Here is a 26,174-nt window from a genome sequence, read left to right on the forward strand (position 1 = left end):
GCTGAGCCTTTGATGATCGGGGTGTCATCACCAGGGAATTCGTAGCTCGAGAGCAGTTCACGTAATTCCATTTCAACCAGTTCAAGCAGTTCTTCATCGTCAACGAGGTCACATTTGTTCATGTACACCACGATGTACGGTACACCCACTTGGCGTGATAACAGGATGTGTTCACGAGTTTGTGGCATCGGGCCATCGGCCGCTGAGCACACCAGAATCGCACCGTCCATTTGTGCCGCACCCGTGATCATGTTCTTAACATAGTCCGCGTGCCCTGGGCAGTCAACATGGGCGTAGTGTCGGTTTTCTGATTCATATTCAACGTGAGCCGTCGAGATCGTAATACCCCGCGCCTTTTCTTCTGGAGCCGCGTCAATTTGGTCATACGCTTTCGCTTCTCCACCAAATTTGCGCGATTGAACCACCGTCAATGCCGCTGTCAAGGTCGTCTTGCCGTGGTCAACGTGTCCTATCGTTCCCACGTTCACGTGCGGCTTCGTGCGCTCAAATTTACTCTTTGCCATCTCGAAAACCCCTAAGAAGGATCAATAACTTGGTGCTCTTGGGCAGAATCGAACTGCCGACCTCATCCTTACCAAGGATGCGCTCTACCATCTGAGCTACAAGAGCGTAAATTTTTAAACGACTCAGCCACACAGTTTGGAGCGGGTGATGGGAATCGAACCCACGCCATCAGCTTGGAAGGCTGAGGTTCTACCATTGAACTACACCCGCTTAGTTTTATTTCGCATTAGTACGAAACGCTAAACGTGCGCACCAAATCAAAAATATGGTGGAGGGGGAAGGATTCGAACCTTCGAAGGCAGAGCCAACAAATTTACAGTCTGTCCCCTTTGACCGCTCGGGAACCCCTCCGACTGGAAAGGCGCATAGTGTGATTTAATCATTTTCCTTTGTCAACTCAAGTCTTGAGCTTTTTTTCATAAAATCCAAGGAAAATACTTAAAAACCATACACCAAAACTATCACTTACCAAATGGACCGGTATCAGTTTCAAGCTTATAAATTAAACCAATACTTTGGTTAGCGCCACTCGTAGCCTCGAGTTCTAAACGCTTATTAATTTGATAAGTCACTGCAATTTTTTGCAGCGAATCAAACAGGCCAATAATATACTTCACATACAATCTTGAGCCAAGCTTTTTCCCTAGCGCTAGCTCACTTTGTTTGTAATCACCACCATTTGAATTAATCCCAACCTCATCCAAACCTAAACTCCCGCCAATACTTTGCGCTAAACTTTCACCACCTGCCAAGCCTAAGCTAGTGATCGCCCGTGTTAATAAAGCCGTATCCCCTCCCGAAATCCCTGAAAGCGCACGCCCAGTTAATAAATAACTTAAGGTATCACTTTGAGTTTGCTGAGGTGAGGAAAATAGCGTTGACTCTGGCTGCTTGACCGTACCGCCTAAACTGATCCCAACGGTAATATCATCCTCGACCTCACGAGTCGCACGCACATCTAAGCCCGGATTCGTCATCGGCCCATTAAAAATCAAACGTCCACGTTCGATCTTCAAGTTTTGCCCATAGGCTTTATAAAAGCCATCGACTACCCCTAAAGCACCTTCAGCAATAATATCTTGTTTATTCCGTAAGATACGCAGCCTACCATTTAAGCGCGCCTCTACACCGAAAGCATTCAAGCGCACCCGCTCACCTACCTCCACTAGAATATTTGGCTGAATATCAATCGCAGGCCCTACTTGCGGTGTGCGCAACTTTTTACGGGCTTGACCGGGTTGGGTACGTCCTACAAAGACAATATCGTCAGAGCGCACACTCGCACTCGCAGGTAAGGCTTGAATATTGATCGAGGCCTCAGGCACACGTAAGCTACCGGTAATGACCACTGATTTCGGCGTTGCTTGAATCGTTAAATCGGGCGAAACCTGACCTTGTACTTCATAGGTATTCATCAGGAGCAGGTTACTACCCTGCAACCGTAAATCAGCACTCCAATTCGGCAGCTTCGCTAAGCGCAAGACCCCACTCGCCTTTAAGATCCCCTGCCCTGCACGCAATGAGCCGGTAATATTCATTTGATCCGCTTGGTTGGCTTGGATGCTTAAACTAATCTCTTCAATTTTTGCCCCCGTCTCAGGTAGATAGAGAGAAGCATTTTGTAAGCGTAGATTGCCTGTTACCTGTGGCTTATTTAGCAAGCCCACGATACGCAGATCACCGTTGACTTGCCCTTTGAGTTCATCCACTTGGGGTGAATAAGCCTGTAGCCAACTAATATCCGGCATAGCAATATTGGCTCTCACATCTAAGCGCGGCTGACCACCTTCACCCGCAAGATCAATCCGCCCATCTGCACGCAGCTGACCACGCCCACGAATATCAACTTGAGCTTGCAAGGTAGCGATACGATTATTTAACACTAAACTCGCTTTCGCTTGCGTATATTGCAGGGTTTCGGTGCGCTTATTAGCAGTACGCAGAACAATGACATTATCCGGCAAAACTAGATTGACTCGTGCAAACGGTTGGCCACCCCGTTGTTCGAATTGATAATCCGCATTGATCACCCCGGGTAATTGCACGGTTGCTGGCAAAAAAGCCCGCGCTAAACTGATCGGCACTTGTTGCAAGACACCATTCGCAGTCAACCCCCGTTGTGCAGTCCAATCAGCCTTACTGCAAATTCGGGCATTTTGTGGGTTCACTAAGCAAGCATTCGCCAAACTAAACACTTGGGCTGAAGCATTCACCGCGACAGCATTCGTCAGCTGCCAATTACCTGCGGCGGTATCGCGTAAACTCAAGGACTCAATCGCGCCTCGCCACTGCTGACCATTCCAAGACCCTGTAGCACGCCCCTCTAATCTGCCCGCTTGATGCACTAATTTAAGATTTAAACTATGTCGTGCTAGCTGACCTTGCAAACTAAATTCAGCCTGTTTGATTTGATTCGTACCTTGGCGTAAGCCTTCAAGCGTCCCGCGTAAATCGTATTGTGCACCGACCTGATTGGCTTGCAAGGACAATTTAGCCAGCTTCAAATCCTGATAGCCGATTTGATTGCCTTGTAGATTGCCTTGTATCTGTGGCTGTGCCAGCGTACCGCGTAATAAGCCATCTCCTTTTAAGCTGCCACTTAAACCCGGCCACAACTGCGCTAAATTGGGCGCTTGAATCCGCCATTGAATATCAAAGGGTTCACTGGCTCGACCATTGGCTTCAAGCTGATTAACACCTGCAATGACCTTGACTGCTTGCAAAGTAATTTGCTGACCCTGAATCTTAATTTTGCCATTAGCCTGCAAGGGACGGCCTTCAATTTGCCCTCTCAGATTGGCGACCTCTAGATCAAACTGGCTACCATCTATGCGCCCAGATAAACGCCCATTACCTTTGACACTGCCTCTGATTGCGGGGCTTAATTGACTAAGGTTCTTCGCATCTAACTCCCAATCAACCCCTAAACTTGTGCCTGCACTCCCATTCAAACGCAACCGATTTTGCCCAATATCCACCAATACATTATTCGCAGTGACAATTTTGTCACGTAATTTGGCCTCCCCTGAGACACTGACTGGAAAACCTTGAACGGTACCTTTTAATTGGTCGACTTTCACCGTCAACTTTGAGGCATCTAATAAACCCTGTACGCTCCCACTACCCTTCACATTACCTTTAAGGCTAGGGTTCAACTCACTGAGATCTTTAGCATCCAAGGACCAAGCTAAGCCAGCTGCATCATTCGCTACCCCATCGAGCTGCAGGCGATTCTTACCCAAGGACAGGTTTAAACCATTCGCTGCCAGTTGTTTATTGCGAATACGTACTTCGCCACTGGCATTGATTGGAAAGTTTTGAACCTTGCCCGTCAAACTATTGATATTGACCGTTAGACGCGAGCCATCCAATAAGCCCGTTGCTTTACCCTTACCCTTTAAATCACCCTTAATAGCTGGCACAAGCTGGCTAAGATCTTTTGCATCTAAAACCCAAGTTAAACCTTGCTTCTCATCCGCCACACCCTCTAGGCGAATTTGATTTTTACCGATGGCAAGATTCAAATCTTGCGCGGCGAGTAATTGATTTTCTAGTTTAATTTGCCCTTCAGCATGAATTGGAAATTCTTGTACTACCCCGTCTAACCGCTCGATTTTCAGGGTAAAACGTGAACCGTCTAGCAAACCACGGAAATTACCTTTTCCCGTCAGCTTACCCGTGAGGCTAGGATATAGCTGTGCTAATTTATTCGCCTCCAGCGACCAATCTACCCCTTTAAGCTCGTTGGCAACCCCATTTAATGTTAGATGATTGTCGCCTATATCCACTTGCAGACCTTGAGCACTCAATACTTTATCCTGAATACGCACACTGCCTGCGGCTTTAATCGGATAATCCTTCACCGTTCCGGCTAAACGGTCAATCCGTAAGACTAACCGCGAGCCATCCAATAAACCTTGTAAATTACCCTTGCCAGATAAGCTGCCGGATAAACTTGGCACTAATTGTGCTAGCTTGGGAGCTTCAATGACCCAATCTAATCCCTGTTGTTCATCCGCAACACCATTCAAAGTTAGGCGATTATCCGCCACATCTAACTGTACGCCTTGGGCTGATAGCAGCTTATCTTCAACTTTGATCCGACCCACTGCTTTGACGGGTTGGCCCAAAACCGAACCTGACAGTTCATTCACCTGCAGATTAAGGCGTGAGCCATCCAGCAAACCCTGAATTGTTCCCTTCCCGACTACATTTCCTGTCAGCTGTGGTGAAATCTGTGCCAAATTCTTCGCATCTAATTGCCAAACTAATCCTTGTGCTTCATCCGCTACGCCATCCAGCACTAAGTGATTTTCACCTAAATCCAACTTAACGTCTTGAGCCGTCAAGACTTTATCTTTAACCTGTAAACTGCCCGCCGCCTTGACGGGATGATCCCATAACTCACCTTGCAACCGATCTATTCTCAGTGCTACTCGTGAGCCATCCAGTAAACCTTGGGCATTACCTTCACCAGTTAATTGCCCTTTTAGGCTAGGCAGTACTTCGCTGAGGTCTTTAGCATTAAGTTTCCAATTAATCCCTTGGACTTCATCAGCAGTGCCATCTAATTCAACTTGATTAGAACCTAGCACTAGCTGCAAAGCTTTCGCGGTGAGTAATTGATCGCGCAGAAGAACTTCGCCTTTAGCCTGTACAGGCCGCTCTAACACTTCGCCTGCTAACTCATCAATCCGTAAGGCTAAGCGTGAACCATCTAATAAGCCTTGAGCATTGCCCTTACCCTTTAAATTGCCGCGTAACTCAGGGTATAAGCTACTCAGATCTTGCGCGTCAAGTTGCCAATCAATGCCGGTAGACTCGTCTGCAACGCCATTCATGGCTAAATGATTGTCACCGACATCCAGTTTTAATTCGCGGGCTGTGAGCAGGCCATTGGCTAAACTAACACCTCCTTGCGCCTCAACCGGATAATCCAAGACTTGGCCTGCTAATTGCTCAATATCTAACATGAACTCAGAGCCATCAATTTTGCCAGAGAGCTTACCCTTACCGACTAACTTACCCTCTAAAGCCGGATGGAGCTGTTCTAAAACCGGTGCATCCAACTCCCAGTCGATTAATAAACCATCCGTTGACTCGCCTTTAGCTAGCAGCCGATTTTGACCAATCGCTGCATTGATCGAATTAACGGTCAAAGCCCCTTGATCTAAGCCAACCGACACGGTGGCATCAATCGGATAATCACGCACAGTCCCCAATAATTTGCTGGCATCTAAACTCATCATTAACTGATGATCAATGTATTGCCCTGTTGAAGCGGCAGCGACCTCTAAAGATCCGCTTAAATCAGCCACCAAGGCTTCTGGATTAAGTTTGGTGCCATTTAGCTTCACATCCCAAGTCAAATCAGGTCGCCAAGCTAATTGACCGGTTAGATCCAAGTCTCCGGCCTCAGTGAGTAGCTGCCCAGTTTCTAGCGCCACCCCATCAAAACTGCCAGTACCTGCTAATTTTACGTCTGCTTTAGGGTAGTTTTTATAAGCCCATTCGCCTTCAGCCTGAAAACGATAATTAGGCAAATCACCTGTCGCGGTTAGCTTCAAAGCACCCACACCACATTTAGAGCCTGTAGACGAAATCACTCCGTCTAACTGCGTGGGATGAGGCTGCCGCAGCCCCATTTTGCCTTTCACATCCAGCTGAACGCTGCCACCCAGTGGATCAAGATAGCTACCGACTAACTTATTGACTTGTAACACACCCTCACGGTTATAGGCCTGCAGATTGATGTCTTTAAACTTCATCTGAAAACTACCGCTATTAATCACCAGCTCTTGTAAAGCCAACTCATCTAAAGTGATTTCTGCTGGCAAACGAAGATCGGGAATCGTAATCGGCGCCGTATTTTTTGTGGTGGAGGGCGGAATCGTAATCACCAAACGCTTACCGGTTAAATGATCCACTTGAACTTGAGCAGGCACTGCAAATTTTTGAATTGAAACATCAACCAGCGCTTCATCCAATTCAAATTTAACACTGGCGCTTTCCCATTCGATACGCTGCACCTTCATTTGATTGAAAAGCGCGCCCTCCACTCCCTTTAAACGCAAGCCGGGTAAGATTTGTTGAATACTGCTAGCTAATAAGGCTGTGCCGATTTGTGTTGTTGAGAGTAAGGCCGCTGCGAGCAAAATAATCAGAATAATCGCTAAGAGTGCAGCTAAAGGATGAACGATGAAATACTTGACTGAACGCCTCACAAATCAGGCCCTAGGCTAAAGTAAAAATGCAGATCCTTGGTATCATCTTTGGGTACAGCGAGATCTAAACGCACAGGCCCTAAAGGTGACTTATAACGCACCCCTACTCCAGCCCCGACATTCAACTTGTAATCGCCCCAATCATTAAACGCACTACCTGCATCAGCAAACACGGCAGCACTCACTTTTTCAGTGACGGGATATTCATACTCAAGACTGGTCACGATGAGATTTTTTGCCCCAGTCACTTCGCCATATTCATCCAATTCGCCCAAAGTATTGGAGTCAAAGCCCCTCACTGAGTCTTGACCACCGGTCGTAAAACCGAGGGATTGCGGCATAAGACTGTCTTGCTCAACCCAAGTCGCTCCCAAAGCACCACGAGCAATTACTTTAGCTTGATTATCAAAGGTATGTAAATACTTAGCATCCAGCCGAGTCTGCATCAGGGTATCATCACTTAACACACTTTTATGGGCGCCTTTTAACTCACCCGAAAACCGCCAACCCCGCTCTGGATATAAAGGATCAGTCGCTTTGGTTTTACTCGCCCGCACGCCCAACAAGGTCAGCTGCGTATTATCAGGGATCGACTCGCCATCAATCACTAATCGGAATTTTTCCTCAAAGAAAGAAATAAACGCCGTCTGTTGCCAGTCACTCTCGGTACGACGATTATAGTTAAACTCTAACTTACGCTGATCCAAATAAGTCGCCAAGGGAATACCCTCAAAATCAATAGTATCTTTAGATTTAATCCAAGATACATCCACCCCTGCATACTCGTGTTCAGGCTCCCACAAAGGAACGATGTATTTAAAACCTGTTTTTAAATACCCCGATTGAGTATACAGCAAGGCTGTATCGAGTTTATGGCCTTTATCATTCACCCAGCGCGCATTCATCCCGCCCTCGATGGTAAAACCATCATCCGAGGCATAAGCTAATTTACCGGTATAAGCATAACGCTTATTCCGCAAGGTTTTAATCTCGACAGGCACACGGTTATTTTCAACATTTTGGTAGTTACTACTGATTTGCACATCGCTGTAATAACCACTATTTTCTAATAATCGTTGCTGGCGCAATAACTCATCCGAATCATAATCCTTACCTGCCTCGACCCGTAGATAGCGCTTCAGGTATTTAGATGCAAGCACATCTTGCTCCACATCGACCTGCCCAAACTGATAACGCTTACCCGTTTCAAAATGCAAATTAACGACCGCTTGGCCAGCGTCAATATTGACCTGAATTTCACGCTCCACAAACTCAGCATCAAAATAACCTAGCCGACTCGCAGCCCGTGTTAGGCTGGTTTTGAAATCCTCATATTTTTGAGTCACCAACACTTCATCTGTCACATAAGGGGGGTTGCTTGCAATTTGGACGAAATCCTCTAACTTAGCACCTTCACCCGTGATCCGAATATTGGATTTAGCGACGGTGACAGTAGGTCCAGGCTCAACCACAATATTAAAGGCCCAGCAATTACTTTGACGCGCAGAGTTCATCTCAAATTTTGCCGCAAAATACCCCATCGCCTCAGCCCCCTTAGTCAATTTAGGCTGAGCAGAAACGATATAACGTTCGATCCGTTCAGCCGGTGACTCACACTTCAGGTTGCGCAAAGAAGGTAAATAAGCACGGAGATTATCGGCTAAACTAGGTTCAGCACCTTGAATACTGACTTTAACGGGTGATTCTTCTGCTTCTTTTTTATCCTTTTCAGCAGCCGGACTAGCGGTACTCATCACTAAGGTTGTTAAAATGACAGCACCTAAGCGATATTCCGGCTTTAGTTTCATATAGCACCCTAACTTATTGCTCAAACACCCATTCCAACAGCATATTTTGTAAACTATGTCCAAAACCTGCTGATCGTTGACCGTTTTGCTGCATGACTATAATCATGCGCTTCCCACTGCGGGTCAGCATATAGCCTGCAATTGCACTCACATCCCTCAAAGTTCCTGTTTTTAAGCGAGTTCGACCTTTCAAATCACTCTGTCGAAACCGCCGTGCTAAAGTTCCATCCTCACCCAACAGCGGTAAGGAATTTAGCAACTCAGGCATATACGGATCCCGCCAAATGGCCTGTAATAATTCACCAAACTGACGAGCACTCACCCGCTCATTGCGTGATAAGCCTGAACCATTTTCAATCACTAAACCTTGTGTGGAAATACCCTGATCAATCAAGACTTTTAAAATAGCTAAACGGCCTTTATCCAGTGTAGCAGGCGCATCAAACATTTTCGCGCCCACTGTTAACATCACTTGGCGCGTCATCACATTATTGCTCCACTTATTGATCAGGCGAATCTGCTCAGCTAAGGGCATGGAACTGTGCACATAATAACGCTGATCACCGGCTTTCACGCTCCCCGTTTGCAAGCCACCGCCTAATTTTCCCCCCAAGATTTGCCAAAAATCGCGGAAAGCATTAAACACATGTTCTTCAGGACTAGATAGCACCAAAGTCTCTAAACGCGGCCCACAGCTACCTACATACGGACCAGAAATTTTAATCGAACCATCTAGCTGTGACTCGACATGGGGTTTGTGACGACGCTTGCTACAATCCCCAGTTACAAACTGGAGCTGATCATTAACCGCCAGCTTCGGCTTAGGAAAAGCAATCACATTCACTTTATTTGCGGCTAGATCCGGCTCAAATAATAAGCGTGTCGCCTGAAAATTAAACATTAATGCGGAAGGTGGTGCGTTATAGACCCGCTCACGCTCACCATCAAAGGCCGCTGGATCAATGGCGGGTAAGTCAAAAAAGCTATTATCAACAATCAGATCACCCGTGATTTCCTTTAAACCTTTTAGGCGCAAATCATGGACTAATTGCCAAAAAGATTCGTAGACCAAAAACGGATCGCCATAACCTTTTAGAATCAAATCCCCCTGCAAAACGCCGTCACGGATTTCTCCCCGCGTCCAAACCTGCGTGTCCCAAGTCCAACCCGGACCTAGGTTTTTTAAAGCAGCCCAAGTCGTCAGCAACTTCATCGTTGAAGCAGGATTACGGGCGACATCTGCTTCATGCTGAATTAAAGGCGCATCCGCACTCACATCGCGCACATAAACACTGACTTCATCAGCAGAAATATTTTTTTCCTGCATAAAAGTTAAGAGTTCTGTTGGCAAACCTAAGGAGGACTGATGGCGAGTGATTAGCTGCTCAGCCGGTTGCGGAGGGGTTAGGCTAGGCTTATGAGTGTCTGAATTAAGCTCTGAACTAGATGCATCAGAAGGGTCAACACTAGTCTTCGCCTCATCAAACACCCCAATCGCAGAGCTACTGATCAGCCAATACAAAACAAAACCTAAAAAAATACCTCGCCCGCAGGGGCGGAAAGAAATGGATAAGTTCAACATGCCTATTTATAAGATATTTCAACAGCGTTAATTCGTAGCCTGTGACTCGAACAAGTCAACTAGCCCAAGGACTTCAATGCATCTTGCCTTATAATGCCATCTTAAGTCGAAATCGTACAATTTCATCGCGTAAATTCGTGCGTCTTCTTGCTGAGCACGATAAGAGGGACGCGGATCTTGCTCTAAAATTTGTCGGATTAATAACTCAAGATTCGTCTGCAACTGTTGGCTTTTTTGTTGACATTGTAAATGCGCCTCTTCGGTAAAATTCACGACCCATTGCGAACTAGGCGCTTGTTCGGCAAAACCACCCTGAGCTGCAGGTAAACTATCTGCATACGGCAGATACGGCTTAATATCAAAGACCGGAGTCCCATCTAGCAAATCCACCGCACTTAAATGCAAACAAGCTTGTTGACCAATGAACTCCAGCTTTTCTAAGCGGGCGACTGACAACCCCAAGGGATTAGGCCGGAAGGTCGAACGAGTGGCAAACACACCTAAGCGTTTATTACCGCCTAACCGGGGTGGACGCACAGTATTCGACCACGCTAAGCTTGGGTTGGCATGAAAGCAAAAAATCAGCCAGAGATGACTAAACTGCTCTAAGCCCTTAAAAGCTGCTACTTGCGAAAATTCCGGTAGTAACTGAAGTTGCGCTTGTGCCGCTGTCACTAAACCGGGTTGACGCGGAATGCCAAATTTTTCCTTATAGCACGATTGAATGAACCCAATTGGCTTTAAGCTTAACCCAGTTTCAGCCCTCACTACCGAAGTGCGCCCAGTTATCACTTGAGATTGCCATGACTCTAACAAAATTTAATAATCCGCCTGCAACTTTTTCCGTATCACCTGCTCTAGATAATTAGAATAATACCAAAGGTTCAGCATCGTGATTAAAAAAATACTCGGCTCAATCGCGGGCCAACTGTTTATTGTTCTTATGGGGTTAGCCATCATGTCCGCTTGCAGTATGGGAATTAATGCCAACTCCTCCACACCCGAACAGGCTTTAGATAAGCAGGTTTGGCAACTCACTGCGATTAAAGGTCAACCCCTACCTAAAGAGGCAGCTGCGCCTAATTTGAAATTTGAGAATGGGCGTTTGACGGGCTTTACAGGTTGTAATCGCTTATTCGCAAGCTATTCCGCTACCGCAGACGGTGGTTTAAGCTTAGGCGCACTCGGCACGACCAAAATGGCCTGTTTAGGGGCGGGCGGGGAATTAGAGCGGGCTGTACTTGCAGCCCTTAGAGAGGTTGGACTTTATGCGCTACCACCGGGGCAATTAAACCTCCTCGATGCCAATCACAAAGTCTTATTAACTTATATACCTGAAAAACACTAAGTCTCCTCAGCAGAAGCTCAAGCCCACTCAAGCTCGCTTAAGTTGACTCAATCCCCTTCAAGATCAAAGGGGATTGGCAGAGTGTAGTTATTGCGCCATTAGCTTTTCATACTTCAACTGTAGCTGTGCTTTTGATTCAGCATGCTCAGGATCTTTGGGAATACAGTCAACAGGGCAAACCGCAACACATTGAGGTTCATCATAATGCCCTACACACTCTGTACAGCGCTTAGGATCAATCACATAAATCTCGTCCCCCGGAGAAATGGCATTATTGGGGCATTCGGGTTCGCAAACATCACAGTTGATGCATTCATCAGTAATCATCAAGGCCATGAAGAAGATTCCTTATCATATTTAAGTGTTGCACATTCTACCAAGCTCTAGCTGGAAAAAACATTAACCCAAATCAGGCTTGGTTTTAGATTTGAATACTATCTTGACCGGCTTTCCATTCAGCAATTTTGTGTTGCAAAGCCTCATTCACCTGCGGCGACACAAAGCGTGAAATATCCCCACCTAACTTGCCCACTTCTTTAACTAAGGTTGAAGAGACGAAGGAAAAGCTCTCACCCGGCATTAAAAAAACCGACTCCACATCTGGGGCTAAAGCACGGTTCATACTGGCTAATTGGAATTCAAATTCAAAATCAGACACAGCACGCATGCCCCGAATCAGGACACGCGCATTGCATTGGCAAGCAAAATCAACGAGCAGACACTCAAAACCGACCACGGTCACTGTACCCTCTAGACCATGATTCAAGACTTCCTGCCGAATCAGGCTAACCCGTTCTTCTAAAGAGAACAGCGGTTTTTTACGAGGATTAGCAGCAACACCAACCACCACGCTTTTAAATAAACGCCGTGCACGTTTGATCAAATCCAAGTGCCCGTTGGTTAAGGGGTCAAAAGTTCCCGGATAGATTGCTGTTAGTTCCATTCAAAACCGCCACTTCATTAAATTAAACAATAGATTGGCTTCACGCCGCAGTTTAATGTTGTACCATTTTTTTGTGCAGTGCACAATAAGTAAGTGCACGCACATCAATGATTGTCAAGTGGCTAGCTTAGCGACCGACAGCGAAACTCAGAACGCTAGACTTTTACGACTCGGGCGTAGCTCCCCACCTGCATAATCAAAACGCTTCACTTCAGCGACTTGGGCATCAGGTTTATATTGGCCTACTTTAAAAGAACTTCCGCCACGGAGCATCACAATATTGCGATCTAGCATCCGTAATTGCAAAGTCGCTCCACGCACGGTGTTGACCGTATCGTCAGAATAGATGGCATCGCCTCGCTTTAAAATTCGCATGCTTTGCCCTGAGCGCGTAGCCGTGACTTTGCCACGCTTTGAGAGGACTGATCCTACTGTTACTGTTTCTAGCTGCTGTTGAGCCATAATCAAACTCCTTTTGGTTCATGGTTCTTCCTCTGCTAAGCATAGACTAATTGAGCACAGATACTGTAGTTACCGCAGCGGAAATACCCTAAATACAAGTTCAATGGCTAATTAGGCGCGGAATAGCACAACACAAACGATTAAAAACTGGCATAATCCTAGACAGTAGCAATTAAGAAATTGGATTTATTTTCTCTTATGCTTAATGAAATTCCTCTATTTGAAGGTTTGCCAGAGCCTCAATTGGCTGAGTTACTCAGCTTGACACACGAATTTACTTATCCACGCGGCAGTATCATTACTTCGCAAGGGGAGCTGAGTAATTCCTTGCATATTATTTTAGAAGGCCGTTTAAAAGTTTTTGTTAATGGCTCTGAAGGTAAGCAAGTGGTGTTATCATTTTTGACGACAGGTGATTTTGTTGGTGAATTAAGCTTGTTAGATAATGAGCCGCGCTCAGCCTCTGTATTAACGGTCGCCAAAACCCGCACCTTAATGCTCACCCAAGAAGCCTTTAATCGTTTCGTAGACAATCACCCTGAAACTCTGCTGCCTATGCTCAGAGTTTTGGCTAAACGCTTACGAGCTTTGGACGAAACCATCTGCTCACTTTCCACCCTCGATGTTTACGGGCGAGTAGCTCGGGTGCTGTTACAGCAAGCTCAAGACCAAGAAGTCGGGCAGATTACCCCTCGGATGACGCATCAAGATATTGCCGAGATGGTCGGCTGCTCACGCGAGATGGTCAGCCGAATTTTGAAAGATCTGCGTACTGGTGGTTATATCAGCATCGACGGCCAAAAGCGCATCGTGATTAATCGCAAGCTCCCCTCACGCTGGTAAGGGAGCTTCACCTCGCCATAAGTCTTCTAGATTTTCCCGTGCTCTGACGACATACACTTGCGCTTTGTCTACCATGAGTTCACAGGCTCGTGGACGCGAGTTATAGTTAGAAGACATGGCAAAACCATAAGCACCTGCCGAACGCACCACCAAGAAATCGCCCGCTTGAATATTCAAATCGCGGTCTTTACCTAAGAAATCGCTGGTCTCACACACTGGACCTACAATATCAAAAGTTTCCAACTCACCCGCAGTACGTGGCTGTGCTGGAATAATTTCCTGCCAAGCAGAATATAAGGCAGGGCGGATTAAATCATTCATGGCAGCATCAACGACTGCAAAATTTTTGTAGTCAGAACGCTTTAAGTATTCGACTTTAGTGACCAAAATACCTGCATTAGCGGCTATGGTCCTGCCCGGCTCAACCAGAATTTCGTAGCGTTTCAAACGCTCATCCGTGAACAATTGGCGCATATAATCGGCGGGTTCGGGAGGTTTTTCATTGTTATAACGCACCCCTAGACCGCCACCTAAATCTAAATGATGAATCTGAATACCTTGCTGCTCTAAACGCTCAGCCAAAGCTAATAACCGATCCAAAGCATCCATAAAAGGCGATAGGGTCAACAATTGCGAACCTATATGACAATCAATACCTTGCACGCTAATATTGGGTAAATCTGCCGCATGCCGATATACCGCTTCAGCCCGCTCAATACTAATTCCAAACTTATTTTCTTTTAGCCCGGTGGAAATATAAGGATGCGTTTGAGCATCGACATCAGGATTAATCCGCAAAGAAATAGGGGCTATCTTACCCATTGCCGCAGCAAGCTCTTGAATACGCTCAAGTTCAGCTTCAGATTCGACATTAAAACAACGAATACCCACTTCTAAGGCATAGCGAATTTCTGCCGATGTTTTGCCCACTCCTGAGAATACAATCTTCTTCGCATCCCCCCCAGCGGTCAGTACCCGATCTAATTCACCCCGCGAAACAATGTCAAAGCCCGAGCCTAAGCGTGCAAATAAATTTAAAATGGCTAAATTCGAATTGGCTTTAACCGCATAGCAGACTAAATGCTTTTGCTCACCAAAGGCATCATTAAACGCATGCCAATGCCGCTCTAAAGTAGCTCGTGAATAAATATAACAGGGCGTACCATATTCTTTGGCTAAAGCAGTGACTGCTAACTCTTCAGCAAACAATTCACCATCACGATAATTGAAATAATCCATTACTGCTTTTTCTCAATGTGTTGTTTTTGTGGGGTTTTACTCCCCTCTTGCGCCAACTGGTTTCCAGCTTGTGGATCAGGCAAGTAAAGCGGACCTTTATTTCCACACGCACTTAGAGCGAACATCATAACGCTAGCGAACCATAAAGCATTTAACCACTTCATGCTTTAAAATCCTGTAGCTCAAAGCGCATCGACAAATCCACGGCATGCACATGTTTAGTAATACTACCCACAGAAATAAAATCCACGCCGGTTTCAGCGATCATCTTAACCGTATCCATATTTACTCCACCAGAAGCTTCCAGAGGAATTCGCCCTGCTGTAATCTTCACCGCTTCACGCAGCATTTCGATAGGATAATCATCCAGCATGATAATGTCTGCCTGCGCTGCGGTCGCCTCAGCTAATTCGATTAAACCCTCAGTTTCAACTTCAACTTTAATCATTGGGTGCAAGCGCCGTGCTTGTGCTACCGCCGCAGTAATCGAACCTGCTGCTACAATATGATTTTCTTTGATCAAGACACGATCATACAAACCTATCCGGTGATTCACTCCACCCCCACAGCGCACAGCATATTTTTGGGCATTTCTTAACCCTGGTAGGGTTTTGCGCGTGTCTAAAATACGGCATTGAGTATGGGCGATCAGATCAACATAGCGGCGAGTGGCGGTGGCAGTACCAGATAGGGTTTGTAAGAAATTTAAAGCACTGCGCTCGGCTGTGAGCATACCGCGAGCATTACCTTGAATATGACAGAGGATGTCATTGGCTTGAACCGGCTCACCCTCTTGAAAATGCCAAGTAATTTGAATACTAGGATTGACTTGGCGAAAAACTTCATTAAACCAAGCTTGACCACATAAAATCGCGGCTTCACGAGTGATCACGGTGGCACGAGCAACGGTATCAGCCGCAATTAAGTCAGCGGTCACATCACCACTGCCTAGATCTTCAGCTAAGGCCATTTTAACTGATTCAGCTATTTCGACAGAGTCTGGAATATTCATAGGGTATTTTATGCGTTTGCAATCCAATTGACATCATCCCCCGACTGAAGTCAGGGGATTCCTCATTCATCGAGCGTTGGAGGCTGAGCATTTCCCAGTCCCACTAACACACTCTCCAAAGGCTAACACCGAGAGTCCCTCGGCTTTTTCTTCAAAGCTAATGCCCAATTGTAGACGAAACGCGCACAACCGAAGGTCTGAGCCAATTGCTGCTCTTGCTCAGCCGTTGGATAGCATCGGTAGTGGTAGGCGCGTTTCACGACGGGCATTTAGTCGGCTACCTCGGCTTTAATACATCGAGCAACAACCGCATTAATCAGCTAGCGCCGATTCGTGAAGTACGGCGCTTTACGGCTCAAAGAATAAAAACGGGAAATAGCATACACTATTTCCCGTTGCAAAAGCCCAGACTCCTGATTCTGGATTTGTATGCGCGCCTAAATCCGGGTAATCCCCATCATTTTTAGGATCGACTTTTCGTAGAATGGCTCGGAGCTGCCTTTTTTCATCTTACGGATAAAGTACTTTTCAAAAGCAATTTTTGCTAAGTGTACCCATTTACCCTTCTTAAACCACGCCACATTACGTGGAGGCAACTGCGGCAAGGCCACAAAGGCTGCACCCGTATCACCAAAGTCTGCTAAGCAGATGGTATTCCAAGTGCCGGTGGTGTGAGGCTGCTTGCCTGCCAGTTCATCTGCTATATTATGTACCGCAGAAGTGACCATAGATTCAATCATATATCCGGTCTTCGGTGCTCCTGTGGGGACAGGCGTTGCTTCGACCGGAGGAATGGCAATACAAACCCCCGCAGAATAGATATTTTTATAGGTCGGATTACGATGTAATTCGTCTACAAAAACAAAACCACGCGGATTACACAAATTGGGCACTGCTGCAACGGCATCCACCCCTTTGAAGGCAGGTAACATCATCGCTAAATCGAAAGCGATTTCATGCGTCTTCTTCAGGGACTTATCTTCATTATACTCCTCAACATGTAGCTTGCCCGCTTCGACTTGAACTGTCTTAGCGTTCACAATCCAATCAATATGATGGTTGCGCAATTCATGCTCAAGCATGCCCTTGGAGTCCCCAACTCCGCCTAAGCCTAAATGACCGATATATGGCTCGGATGAAACATAGGTCATTTTAAATTTGTGGCGCATCTTTCGTTTGCGCAAATCACAGTCAACAATAAACGCAAACTCATAAGCCGGACCAAAACAACTTGCAAAAGGCATCGCCCCGACAACGATATGACCACTGCCTTTTTCCAGCAGCTTTTGATAGTCCTGCCAAAGTTTCTCGGCATGATCCACCGTACAAATAGAATGTGTATTACCCTGCGGCCCTGCACCTGGCACTTCTTCAAAGAAGAGTTTTGGGCCTGTGGTAATGAGTAAATAGTCATATTTTATGGTCTGACCACCCGCTAATTCGAGTTGATTCGCCGTGGGATCTAACTTTTCGCAACGACTGGCAATGAACTTAATATTCTTGCGATTTAGATAGGTGGCAATATCAAAGGTAATATCTGCTCGATTACGCCAACCAACCGCCACCCAAGGATTTGAGGGCACAAACTGGAAATAATCGCGCTCATTGATCACGGTGATTTCATGCTCACTGCCCAGAGCATCTCTTAACTCGTAAGCAGCGGGCATACCCCCAGTTCCTGCACCTAGTACAACTACATGAGCCATGTTTAAACTCCTAGACTTACAGTTACCACACCCCTCTAAAAAGTGAGGCAACCGGACTCCAATCATATGTATTGAACTTTCCCAAGCAATCCGATAAGACCATAAACACCCCAGAGCGTCAATGTAATAAGTTTGTAATCAGCGGAATAAATGCAAATCCACCAAGTAAAGCGTTTAGCCCTCACTGCCTTCCATGCTATGCTTTAATTGGTAGCTTAGAAATTTTAAATAATGCAAACAATACAATATTACTTAGTAGGTGGAGCGGTCCGTGATCGTTTGTTAGGTCTGCCGATTAAAGATCGTGATTGGGTAGTGACAGGTGCCAGCCCAGAACAGATGCAAGCCTTAGGTTTTCGACCTGTGGGTAAGGATTTTCCTGTGTTCCTCCACCCTGAAACCCATGAAGAATATGCCCTAGCCCGCACCGAGCGGAAAACTGCACGCGGTTATCATGGCTTTGAATTTTATACTGACCCAAATATCAGCTTAATCGACGATCTGCAACGGCGTGATCTAACCATTAATGCCTTAGCTGAAACCACGACGGGTGAGCTGATTGATCCTTATGGTGGGCAAGCTGATCTGGAGCAGCGTATTTTACGCCATGTTTCCACCGCTTTTGCAGAAGATCCCGTGCGTATTTTGCGCGTGGCACGCTTCTACGCCCGCTATGCCCGTTACGGTTTTCAGATCGCGCCCGAAACCCTAGCCTTGATGCGCTCGATGGTTGCAGCGGGTGAAGTGGCTAGCTTAGTCCCTGAGCGCGTGTGGCAGGAATTCGAGGCAGCTTTACAAGAACCGAATCCAGAATGCTTTATTCAAAGCTTGCGTGAATGCGGCGCTTTAGCCATTTTATTCCCAGAGCTTGATCGCCTTTTTGGTGTTCCACAACCTGCACAGCATCACCCAGAAATAGATACGGGGATTCATACCTTGTTGGTATTGCAACGTGCAGCGCAACTGAGTCAGGCAAGTACGGTTCGTTTTGCTGCTTTAACCCATGATTTGGGCAAAGGCTTAACACCGGTTGATATTTTACCCTCACATCATGGCCACGAAGAGCGCAGTTTTAAGCTGGTCGGTGAACTGTGCCAACGTTATCGCATACCGAAACAGTTTCAACACTTAGCCGAACTCACCGCACGCTATCATACGCATATCCATCGTGCTTTTGAGCAGCAAGCGAAGACTTGCTTAAATGTGCTCGAAGCTTGTGATGCTTTTCGTAGGCCTACGCGCTTTGAAGATTTATTAATTGCTTGCCAAGCTGATAGTCAAGGACGGACAGGTTTTGAAAATCGCCCTTATCCACAAGCTGACTTTTTTCGTGCCATTTTGTTAGCCTGTCAGGCGGTAGATGTACAAGCCATTATTCAGCTAGGTTATAAAGGTGAGCAAATCCGCAAATGCCTTTATCAACAACGACTGGAGGCAACCAAACAGGTGATTAGCCATTTCAAAACCCAAAGCTCTTGATAAGCTAACCAATAAACCCCATATTGAGCGCATTAGCCTGTGTCTGGTGAAGGAAAATCCTATAGATGAACAAGAAAGCAGATTTTGCCATCGGTCAAGTCATTCAACATCGCTTATTCAATTACCGTGGTGTCATCTTCGATGTGGATGCTGAGTTTCAAGGTTCTGAAGAATGGTATGAGAAAAATGCTAAAACCGGTAGCCCACCTAAAAATGAGCCTTGGTATCATGTCCTGATTGATGAAGATGGCCGCGTCGCTTATGTCGCCCAACGTAATTTAGAACTCGATTATTCACATGAACCGATCGACCATCCACTGATTCCTAATTTTTTTGCCGGTTATGATCAGGGTCAATATCAATCACGCTATGTGTTTAACTAAAACCGATGGATTTAGCTTGGCTTGAGCACTCTCAGTATTTTGCGGCCTTAGCCGTCGGCTTCTTTGGCGGTGTCCACTGTTTGGGGATGTGTGGCGGTTTAATCAGTGCGCTTAGTTTTACACAACAGGCTAAGATGCCTAAGGTTAAAACCCACCGCCTTCCAATTCTATTAGCTTACAATTTAGGCAGAGTGACTAGCTATGCTTTAGCCGGTGCTTTAGCCGGTGCTCTAGGTGCTAGCTTTTTGTCCTTGACAGGGTTGCAGACTGCTCAACACATTCTTGCCTTCTTTGCGGCACTTTTTATGCTTGCTTTAGGTCTGTATTTAGCTGGTATTTGGCAGGATGTAGCCCAACTCGAGCGGTTCGGTTCGGGGTTTTGGCGTAAATTAGAGCCTTTAAGTCGGCGCTTCATCCCCATTCGGACGCCGTGGCAAGCCTTCCCATTTGGAATGATCTGGGGTTGGTTGCCTTGTGGTTTAGTTTATACGATCTTAATCTGGAGCTTATCCGCAGGTAGTGCCTGGCAGGGTCTCCTCCTGATGTTAGCCTTTGGGATAGGCACTCTGCCCAATTTGCTCTTAATAGGGGTCGCGGCCAACCGCCTAACCCAGTTTAGCCGTCAGCCTGCTGTCCGCTTAGGGGCTGGATTGATGGTCTGTGCGTTTGGCTTAATGATGTTGTGGCGATTAACCTTAAATTTTTAGCTTAACTGAAAGTCTCGGTCCACCATAAACGTAAACGCAAGCCCCAGCTGGTACTTGGCCCTACTTCACGAAAACGTACAGACCCCTCATTATCTAAAATATAGCTAGTGGGTACGCCAATCACTCCATATTGACCCGCTAGTTCGCCGTCATTATCCACAATCGTTACCCAGTTACTAATGCCTTTACGTTCCATATAGCGCTTAACCTCTTCGGCTTCACCGGAAGAATACGCCACCGTCACCATGGGCCATCCTTGTTCAAGGACTTTATTAATGCTGCCCTGCTCTATTTCACAGATAGGGCACCATGAGGCCCAAAAATGTAACAGTAACGGTTGGCCACGATAAGCCGCTAATGAAACCTCCTCACCTTGAAGGCCTATTTCATTAAAACTAGGGGCTTCTCCCACAATGAGAGTACGCTGCTGCCAAGCCCGTACCCCAAAAATCAGTGCGAGCACGATAGCCAGCTCAAGTCCCCATTTTAGCCAACGCCGTGGACGCTTTATTGGCGCGCCTTGTGTCCCAATCACTTCATTGTTCCTATAATTAGCCTGCAGCCATTGCCTACTCCAGTGCTGATTATGCAACAAGCCCGTGTTTAATCAATATGGATATAGACAGTCGCTGTATCTTCCTTGCCAAAAGCGTCCCGCACGGTATAGGTAAAAGTGTGATCCTCACAATAACCATGCGTAGGAGTATAAATAATGGACTTACCATCAGCGCTCAGTCTAGCCGTGCCATACTTAGGCTTGGTGACTGCTATAATCGTTAAACCTGAGCCAAGATCGTTCTCTAACACCGTCAAAGTACGCGATTTAATGTTGACTGCTGAAAATTCAGCGCTGGTAAAATTATAAATCGCTTCTTTACCGCCGACCCCATCATCCACCGCATCAAAACTACTCCCCGTATCTGTACTCGACAGCGTAATGGTGACGGTCGCTGGATCACTGACAGTACCTTGATTATCCACGAGCACATAAGTGAAGCGATCAGTTTGACCCGACCCCATTGCACTGGGCTTATACTTGACCTGCGTCCCTGTCACTGTATTGTCTGTACCCATCGAACTAATCGTGCCGAGGCTTGGCTGAGTGACAATCCGAATACTAACTGGCGTCGTGTATTGATCACCATTTAAAACATCCAAACTCACTTCACCTTGGCCATCTAAATCAGCCGTAGTTAGTTTATAGCTATCATTATCGGGAACTAATAAGTTATTCGTATCCTCCCCCACCGTCACTATGACGCTACCTATGGCTGTACCCCCCTGACCATCAGCAATGGTGTATTGGAAAGAATCATCCCCTTTGAACCCTGCTGGAGGTACATAAGATAACTTGCCATCAACTAAAGTAATTGAGCCACCCTTGACACTGGTTGTATCAAAGCGCGTAATGCTTAAACTATCGCCATCTGCATCGGTATCATTGGCAAGCACTGTGATCGTGGCTTTAGCATCAACCGCAATCGTTGCATAATCAGTCGCCGCAATCGGGTTTTGATTAGACCCTGTATCATTCGCATTCACGGTGATGCTGACTGTAGCGCTCGCTGTGCCGCCTCGACCATCCGCAATGGTATAAGTGAAACTATCTGCACCAATGAAGCCAGCCTTGGGAAGATAGGATAATTTACCATCCACTAAATTGACACTACCCCCTTGAGTGCTGGTCTGGTCATACGCTGTAATGGTTAAGGTATCGTTATTGGCATCGGTATCATTTGCCAAGACATCAATAATGCTTTTAGAATCGGCCACCGTGGCCACAATATCACTGTTTGCAACCGGAACCGTATTGGTGGGTGTCGTACCCGAATCACCGGCTGCTCCCAAACTACGATAAGTATCAATCGTTTGTTTATATTGAATGCTATTGTGTAAGGCCTGAGCGACCCAAGTCGGAGCTGATTGAATTAACTCTTTGCGCCAAACCACTTGGGGTTCGGTTTGAGTACGAATCTCTTGACCTTGTTGCACGGTTTGATCTTGGTACTTAGTTTCATAGCTCACGTATTCAATATCAACACGCCGATTTTTATGCGCGGTGGTCGGGGTATTCGGATACTTAGGATGCAATTCACCTAAGCCACGGGCTAATAACTCCTGCTCAGCAAAACCTTGATTAATCATGAAATGACGCACTGCATTAGCCCGCTGTTCAGACAAAGTTTGATTATGTGCGGTACTCCCTTTATCACAGGTATTGCCAGTAATACGAATATTCCCCTCATGCCCTGAATCACGAATCCGTGCCACTACACTGGTTAACCGCTGTTGAGCCTCTGGAGTCAACTGGTATTTACCCACTTCAAAGAAAGTATCCGACTCTAGTTCCATGGTGTGCTTGACCAATTTGCGCTCTACCTTCGGCGCTTTTTTGGTCACAATCGTTTTGCCCGGAATCTCTACACGCACGCGCCGATACTTTTGATCAGCTTGGAAAACACCTTCACCTCCAAATTCATAACGATAGCTTAGATTGCCACGTACCTCGGTCTCATGCTTATCCTTGATATAGCCACCTTGACCTTTCACCAATTCGAGATTAGCGCCGATACTATGGGGAGAATCAAAAAAGAATTTTTCAACGCCCCCTGTAACGGTTAATTGGGCAGGCGTTTTTTCGCCCACTGCCTTTTCTTTGCCCCATTCATAATCTAAGCCACCTTGTACCCGCATGAGCTGCTCATCAACAAACGCACCCACCCGTCCACCGACACCATAATCATACGCTTGCTCATAAATAATCTGGCCTGCTGCGGTTTTGCCTGCGGCACGCTGCTCTGATAAACCTTTGCTGACATGCCCTGACCAAAACATATCCTCAGTTTCCTGCCCATAACCGAGGCTGAGTTTTTTATCTTTGATTTCATTTTGATCATAAGCACCAAAGATTTTACGCACCCCCACGGGCTGGCCAGCCGCATCGGTTCGCACCCAATGATGATTCAATTTGATACCTGCCCCAGTCAGGATCTCTTCATCTTGCTCAGTGGCAGTCTTCGCCTTTTTCGCAGCGGGATTAACTCCGACCCAAGCTTGGCCACTAGTGGCGCTATTTTCAGTATCAGTAAAAATATGACTAATATCGGCACGACCTTTAAACTCCGTATCTAAACCCACCCCAATCCGAGTCTTGCCCCCGACATAGCTCATACTCGCACTATTGGTTTCCTGTGCATCTTCGAGAAAACCATCACTGTCTTGGGCAAGTGCCTCAGCCTGTGCAGCAGCAGCCCCTTGCATATTCAAATCTGTGGGCGGTATAGCCGTGACCGGCTGCAAAGGTTCATCCATGAATACCTCACAATCAAGACAAGGCTCTTCTGGATTGAAACTGAGGTTTTGATCTGATGCTAAAACGCTGACAGATGACAATAAAATAGGAAGTAAGATCCATTGGAGGGAAGCCCCCGCCCCCTTGATGTCGTTCATAGCCACTCTCTCTTTATTATTTTCGGCGCGCTTAGAAAAAAGAACTGTTATAGAATAAATATAGGCTAGCTTACTGCTAAGGCTGTTATTCAGCCGACAAACGTCAATAAACGCCTAAAAAACGTGCAGAGCCAGATAAAACCAAGCAGTAACCTGACTGACGGTGTGTGTCCGGTAATTTATAGTGCTAGCATTAAACATTCTCGGGCTTGCCAAGCAGCCATCTGGCTGAAGAGGAGTGTCGACTGACCACAAGTCTGTAGTGAGGAGTTCTTAACCGAACCTCTTATCTAGCAACCCCAAAGGAAGCGAGCTTATGATTCGTACACTGCAATTCATTCCTCTGTTTGGAGTTTTGCTGCTGATTTATTGGTTTTGTGTCAAAATTAATTTTTTCCCTTGGCATCTGAACGATGTACTGTTCACTATGCGCCTACCGTCTAAAATGGTTTGGAAGCCGACGTGGGGAGATGTCTTGGTGCTTGTTGGGATATTTATACTTTATATTGAACTGTTTAAATCGACTCGCACGTCAGAAGTCACTATATTTGACCATCTTTTCTCCACTTTCGTACTCATTGGCTATTTAGTAGGATGGTTAATCTATCCTTGGGGTGGGAATTCAGTATTTTTAATTTTAGCGGCGATGTCATTCTTAGACGTGATTGCAGGCTTTACGATCACGATTTCCGCCGCACGACGGGATTTATCTTTAGGCGGCAAATGAGGCTTAACCTCATCGCTTAAATACACTTAACTTGGAACTGAGGACTATAGCATGCAGAAATTACCGACGGGTTTGATCCTAACAACCCTGATATCGGCGAATGTGCTTGCGGAAACGCAAACAGCTGCCCCATTGAGCACCGACCCAACTGTTTATAACAGCTCTAGTGCCAACCTGCTGACTGCCCCTGCTCCAACTAATTATAATAATACTCCTGTTCTAGCACCTTTGAACGATCTTAACCCGCCAGCAAACCTAGATTTAATAGGTAGTTACAGTGGTGAATTAGCCGCGCCTAACTCCGGCTATCCATTGCCCAACAGTATGTATTGCATACCCAGTTCCTTGATGTTAGCACCGCCGATGTTGGTCTCAGCCATCCCCGGGCAAGCTGTCCAACCGATGCCCATGCCGATGCCCTATCCGGTTGATCAACCGATGCCGCAACCTTTAATGGAGTCGCTGCAGCCTAATCTAGCACTAGAACAGCAACTCGCTGAAAAAAGCGTAGCGCAAGAAGCACTCAAAAAGGAACTCGCAGAGCGTACTGAAGCGATGGATAACATGCGCTTCCAGCTGATTGATAATGAAGAAGATCGTGTTCAATTAGAAGATAAATTAACCGCCAGTGAAGCCAAACAAACCCAGCTGACCCAACAGTTAGAAGCGGCCAACCATCAACAAACGGAGCTTACTACCCAGTTAGAGGCCTCAAACGCTAAACAAACCGAACTCACTAGCCAAATTGAACTCGCACAGGCCAAACAAGCTGAACTCACGGCACAAGTAGATGCGGCTAATGCTAAACAAACCGAACTCACTAGCCAATTAGAAGCTGCCAACGCTAAGCAAGCCGAGCTAAGTACTCAGCTAGAAGCCTCCAATGCGAAGCAAACTGAGCTGACAACACAACTAGCCACCGCGAATACTCAACAAACTGAACTGACGACTCAATTAGAAGCTGCCAACGCTAAACAAGCTGAGCTGAGCACTCAATTAGAAGTGTCCAATGCTAAACAAACTGAACTCAGCTCCCAGTTAGCCACCAGCCAGAACCAGCTAGCCGAATTAGATACCTGTAAAGTCAATACTCAGACAATGGAACAACAGGTTAGCGCTCTCAATCAACAAGTTGCTACTATCCCTGAGATTGCTAAACAACTAAGCCTACTCAATACCGACTTCAGCTCTTTAGAAACAGAAAAGCAACAACTGGCAGGCGCTTTAGAAGCTGCCAAAAAAGACTCCGACACGGATGGGGTTTTAGACCAAACTGATCTTTGCCCAGAGACGGCTGCAGGTATTAAAGTCGATTTCACAGGTTGCGAACTTGACTCTGATAAAGATGGCATCAAAGACAGCCTTGACCAATGTCCAACTAGCAAAGCAGATAGTGTCGTTGATGCCACAGGCTGTGAATTAGATGCCGATAAAGATGGTGTCAAAGATAGTGCTGACCAGTGCGCCAATACACCAGCTGGCACAACCGTCGATGCCACTGGTTGTGAACTCGATGCCGATAAAGACGGCGTGGTGTATAGCGCCGACCAATGCCCGAACACCCCCACTGGGACAGCTGTTGATGCCACAGGCTGCGAACCCGATGCCGATAAAGACGGCGTGGTCGATAGTGCAGATAAATGTGCTGCCACTGCTGAAGGTATTAAAGTTGATGCGACTGGTTGTGAGTTAGACACTGACAAAGACGGCGTAGTCGATAGTGCAGACAAGTGTGC

The 26,174-nt window shown here is 46.4% G+C and carries 22 protein-coding genes and 3 tRNA genes; 7 read left to right on the forward strand and 18 right to left on the reverse strand.

What is annotated here, in order from left to right; translation table 11 throughout:
- The 8 genes from B5D50_RS00005 to tsaA all read right to left on the reverse strand — a co-directional run.
- On the reverse strand, positions 1-524 hold a 524-nt coding region (locus B5D50_RS00005), incomplete at its 3' end, for a GTP-binding protein (protein ID WP_143594199.1).
- Between the two features lie 30 nt (positions 525-554).
- Positions 555-630: transfer RNA gene (locus tag B5D50_RS00010), tRNA-Thr, on the reverse strand.
- A gap of 31 nt (positions 631-661) precedes the next feature.
- A tRNA-Gly gene (locus B5D50_RS00015) sits at positions 662-735 on the reverse strand.
- Positions 736-791: 56 nt separating this feature from the next.
- Positions 792-876: transfer RNA gene (locus B5D50_RS00020), tRNA-Tyr, on the reverse strand.
- Between the two features lie 110 nt (positions 877-986).
- The gene (locus B5D50_RS00025) at positions 987-6,749 is read right to left on the reverse strand and encodes a translocation/assembly module TamB domain-containing protein (RefSeq protein ID WP_078920534.1); all 5,763 of its coding nucleotides are present in this window, start codon (positions 6,747-6,749) and stop codon (positions 987-989) included.
- Positions 6,746-8,557, reverse strand: a complete 1,812-nt coding sequence (locus B5D50_RS00030; RefSeq protein WP_078920535.1) for an autotransporter assembly complex protein TamA — start codon at positions 8,555-8,557, stop codon at positions 6,746-6,748. Before B5D50_RS00030 ends, B5D50_RS00025 begins: the two co-directional genes overlap by 4 nt.
- 13 nt (positions 8,558-8,570) lie before the next feature.
- Positions 8,571-10,139 carry a D-alanyl-D-alanine carboxypeptidase/D-alanyl-D-alanine endopeptidase gene (gene dacB / locus B5D50_RS00035; protein ID WP_078920536.1) on the reverse strand — a complete coding sequence of 523 codons (1,569 nt, stop codon included), beginning with the start codon at positions 10,137-10,139 and terminating at the stop codon, positions 8,571-8,573.
- A gap of 27 nt (positions 10,140-10,166) precedes the next feature.
- Positions 10,167-10,907, reverse strand: a complete 741-nt coding sequence (gene tsaA, locus B5D50_RS00040; protein WP_078920894.1) for a tRNA (N6-threonylcarbamoyladenosine(37)-N6)-methyltransferase TrmO — start codon at positions 10,905-10,907, stop codon at positions 10,167-10,169.
- Positions 10,908-11,031: 124 nt separating this feature from the next.
- Between tsaA and B5D50_RS00045 the strand changes: the two genes are divergently transcribed.
- Positions 11,032-11,487, forward strand: a complete 456-nt coding sequence (locus B5D50_RS00045; protein ID WP_078920537.1) for an META domain-containing protein — start codon at positions 11,032-11,034, stop codon at positions 11,485-11,487.
- 87 nt (positions 11,488-11,574) lie between these two features.
- Here the strand turns inward: B5D50_RS00045 and B5D50_RS00050 are convergent, their stop codons facing one another.
- The 3 genes from B5D50_RS00050 to B5D50_RS00060 all read right to left on the reverse strand — a co-directional run bounded on the left by B5D50_RS00050 (position 11,575) and on the right by B5D50_RS00060 (position 12,892).
- Positions 11,575-11,823 (reverse strand): YfhL family 4Fe-4S dicluster ferredoxin, encoded by a 249-nt coding sequence (locus B5D50_RS00050; protein ID WP_078920538.1) that lies wholly within the window; start codon positions 11,821-11,823, stop codon positions 11,575-11,577.
- Between the two features lie 85 nt (positions 11,824-11,908).
- The gene (coaD, locus tag B5D50_RS00055) at positions 11,909-12,430 is read right to left on the reverse strand and encodes a pantetheine-phosphate adenylyltransferase (protein WP_078920539.1); all 522 of its coding nucleotides are present in this window, start codon (positions 12,428-12,430) and stop codon (positions 11,909-11,911) included.
- A gap of 147 nt (positions 12,431-12,577) precedes the next feature.
- Positions 12,578-12,892, reverse strand: coding sequence for a FecR family protein (locus B5D50_RS00060; protein WP_078920540.1), 315 nt, complete (start codon positions 12,890-12,892; stop codon positions 12,578-12,580).
- Between the two features lie 198 nt (positions 12,893-13,090).
- On the opposite strand from B5D50_RS00060, the gene B5D50_RS00065 reads away from it, so the two are divergent.
- Positions 13,091-13,735 (forward strand): Crp/Fnr family transcriptional regulator, encoded by a 645-nt coding sequence (locus B5D50_RS00065; protein WP_078920541.1) that lies wholly within the window; start codon positions 13,091-13,093, stop codon positions 13,733-13,735.
- Here B5D50_RS00065 and lysA read toward each other — a convergent pair.
- From lysA to B5D50_RS00090, 5 genes are all read right to left on the reverse strand, one after another.
- Positions 13,724-14,974 carry a diaminopimelate decarboxylase gene (gene lysA, locus B5D50_RS00070; protein ID WP_078920542.1) on the reverse strand — a complete coding sequence of 417 codons (1,251 nt, stop codon included), beginning with the start codon at positions 14,972-14,974 and terminating at the stop codon, positions 13,724-13,726. The genes B5D50_RS00065 and lysA overlap by 12 nt on opposite strands.
- Positions 14,974-15,138: an LPS translocon maturation chaperone LptM gene (gene lptM / locus B5D50_RS00075; RefSeq protein ID WP_078920543.1), complete on the reverse strand. Its 165-nt coding sequence runs from the start codon at positions 15,136-15,138 to the stop codon at positions 14,974-14,976. The genes lysA and lptM overlap by 1 nt, the downstream gene beginning before the upstream one ends.
- Positions 15,135-15,986 carry a carboxylating nicotinate-nucleotide diphosphorylase gene (gene nadC, locus B5D50_RS00080; protein WP_078920544.1) on the reverse strand — a complete coding sequence of 284 codons (852 nt, stop codon included), beginning with the start codon at positions 15,984-15,986 and terminating at the stop codon, positions 15,135-15,137. Before nadC ends, lptM begins: the two co-directional genes overlap by 4 nt.
- A gap of 122 nt (positions 15,987-16,108) precedes the next feature.
- Complete coding sequence (locus tag B5D50_RS00085; protein WP_200806995.1) at positions 16,109-16,255, reverse strand: helix-turn-helix domain-containing protein; 147 nt, start codon at positions 16,253-16,255, stop codon at positions 16,109-16,111.
- Positions 16,256-16,423: 168 nt separating this feature from the next.
- Positions 16,424-17,692, reverse strand: a complete 1,269-nt coding sequence (locus tag B5D50_RS00090) for an NAD(P)/FAD-dependent oxidoreductase (RefSeq protein ID WP_078920545.1) — start codon at positions 17,690-17,692, stop codon at positions 16,424-16,426.
- 231 nt (positions 17,693-17,923) lie between these two features.
- Between B5D50_RS00090 and B5D50_RS00095 the strand changes: the two genes are divergently transcribed.
- The 3 genes from B5D50_RS00095 (at position 17,924) to B5D50_RS00105 (ending at position 20,261) form a co-directional block, all read left to right on the forward strand.
- Positions 17,924-19,171: a multifunctional CCA addition/repair protein gene (locus tag B5D50_RS00095; protein WP_327192613.1), complete on the forward strand. Its 1,248-nt coding sequence runs from the start codon at positions 17,924-17,926 to the stop codon at positions 19,169-19,171.
- A gap of 65 nt (positions 19,172-19,236) precedes the next feature.
- Positions 19,237-19,554 carry a heat shock protein HspQ gene (hspQ, locus tag B5D50_RS00100; protein ID WP_078920546.1) on the forward strand — a complete coding sequence of 106 codons (318 nt, stop codon included), beginning with the start codon at positions 19,237-19,239 and terminating at the stop codon, positions 19,552-19,554.
- Positions 19,555-19,559: 5 nt separating this feature from the next.
- Positions 19,560-20,261, forward strand: a complete 702-nt coding sequence (locus B5D50_RS00105) for a sulfite exporter TauE/SafE family protein (protein ID WP_078920547.1) — start codon at positions 19,560-19,562, stop codon at positions 20,259-20,261.
- 1 nt (position 20,262) lies between these two features.
- On the opposite strand, the gene B5D50_RS00110 is transcribed toward B5D50_RS00105, so the two are convergent.
- Entirely contained in the window at positions 20,263-20,796 is a 534-nt protein-coding gene (locus B5D50_RS00110; RefSeq protein ID WP_200806996.1) for a redoxin domain-containing protein, read from the reverse strand.
- A 68-nt stretch (positions 20,797-20,864) separates the two neighbouring features.
- Positions 20,865-23,711, reverse strand: a complete 2,847-nt coding sequence (locus B5D50_RS00115; RefSeq protein ID WP_078920548.1) for an Ig-like domain-containing protein — start codon at positions 23,709-23,711, stop codon at positions 20,865-20,867.
- 316 nt (positions 23,712-24,027) lie between these two features.
- Here B5D50_RS00115 and B5D50_RS00120 point away from each other — a divergent pair, with 316 nt between their 5' ends.
- Together B5D50_RS00120 and B5D50_RS00125 are read left to right on the forward strand one after the other, a co-directional pair.
- Positions 24,028-24,438, forward strand: coding sequence for a hypothetical protein (locus B5D50_RS00120; protein ID WP_078920549.1), 411 nt, complete (start codon positions 24,028-24,030; stop codon positions 24,436-24,438).
- Positions 24,439-24,489: 51 nt separating this feature from the next.
- Positions 24,490-26,174: thrombospondin type 3 repeat-containing protein (locus B5D50_RS00125; protein ID WP_200806997.1), on the forward strand; the 1,685-nt coding region annotated here is incomplete at its 3' end.

The sequence above is a fragment of the Thiothrix eikelboomii genome (genome assembly GCF_900167255.1).
In the GTDB taxonomy this organism is placed as follows: Bacteria; Pseudomonadota; Gammaproteobacteria; order Thiotrichales; family Thiotrichaceae; genus Thiolinea; species Thiolinea eikelboomii.

Bases quoted from the DNA above. Each gene is read 5' to 3' on its own strand.
- nadC (WP_078920544.1), bottom strand. From the start codon at position 15,986: ATGAATATTCCAGACTCTGTCGAAATAGCTGAATCAGTTAAAATGGCC.
- B5D50_RS00115 (WP_078920548.1), bottom strand. From the start codon at position 23,711: ATGAACGACATCAAGGGGGCGGGGGCTTCCCTCCAATGGATCTTACTT.
- B5D50_RS00050 (WP_078920538.1), bottom strand. From the start codon at position 11,823: ATGGCCTTGATGATTACTGATGAATGCATCAACTGTGATGTTTGCGAA.
- B5D50_RS00085 (WP_200806995.1), bottom strand. From the start codon at position 16,255: ATGCCCGTCGTGAAACGCGCCTACCACTACCGATGCTATCCAACGGCT.
- hspQ (WP_078920546.1), top strand. From the start codon at position 19,237: ATGAACAAGAAAGCAGATTTTGCCATCGGTCAAGTCATTCAACATCGC.
- B5D50_RS00030 (WP_078920535.1), bottom strand. From the start codon at position 8,557: ATGAAACTAAAGCCGGAATATCGCTTAGGTGCTGTCATTTTAACAACC.
- lptM (WP_078920543.1), bottom strand. From the start codon at position 15,138: ATGAAGTGGTTAAATGCTTTATGGTTCGCTAGCGTTATGATGTTCGCT.
- B5D50_RS00060 (WP_078920540.1), bottom strand. From the start codon at position 12,892: ATGGCTCAACAGCAGCTAGAAACAGTAACAGTAGGATCAGTCCTCTCA.
- B5D50_RS00090 (WP_078920545.1), bottom strand. From the start codon at position 17,692: ATGGCTCATGTAGTTGTACTAGGTGCAGGAACTGGGGGTATGCCCGCT.
- B5D50_RS00105 (WP_078920547.1), top strand. From the start codon at position 19,560: ATGGATTTAGCTTGGCTTGAGCACTCTCAGTATTTTGCGGCCTTAGCC.
- B5D50_RS00095 (WP_327192613.1), top strand. From the start codon at position 17,924: ATGCAAACAATACAATATTACTTAGTAGGTGGAGCGGTCCGTGATCGT.
- coaD (WP_078920539.1), bottom strand. From the start codon at position 12,430: ATGGAACTAACAGCAATCTATCCGGGAACTTTTGACCCCTTAACCAAC.
- dacB (WP_078920536.1), bottom strand. From the start codon at position 10,139: ATGTTGAACTTATCCATTTCTTTCCGCCCCTGCGGGCGAGGTATTTTT.
- B5D50_RS00065 (WP_078920541.1), top strand. From the start codon at position 13,091: ATGCTTAATGAAATTCCTCTATTTGAAGGTTTGCCAGAGCCTCAATTG.
- B5D50_RS00120 (WP_078920549.1), top strand. From the start codon at position 24,028: ATGATTCGTACACTGCAATTCATTCCTCTGTTTGGAGTTTTGCTGCTG.
- lysA (WP_078920542.1), bottom strand. From the start codon at position 14,974: ATGGATTATTTCAATTATCGTGATGGTGAATTGTTTGCTGAAGAGTTA.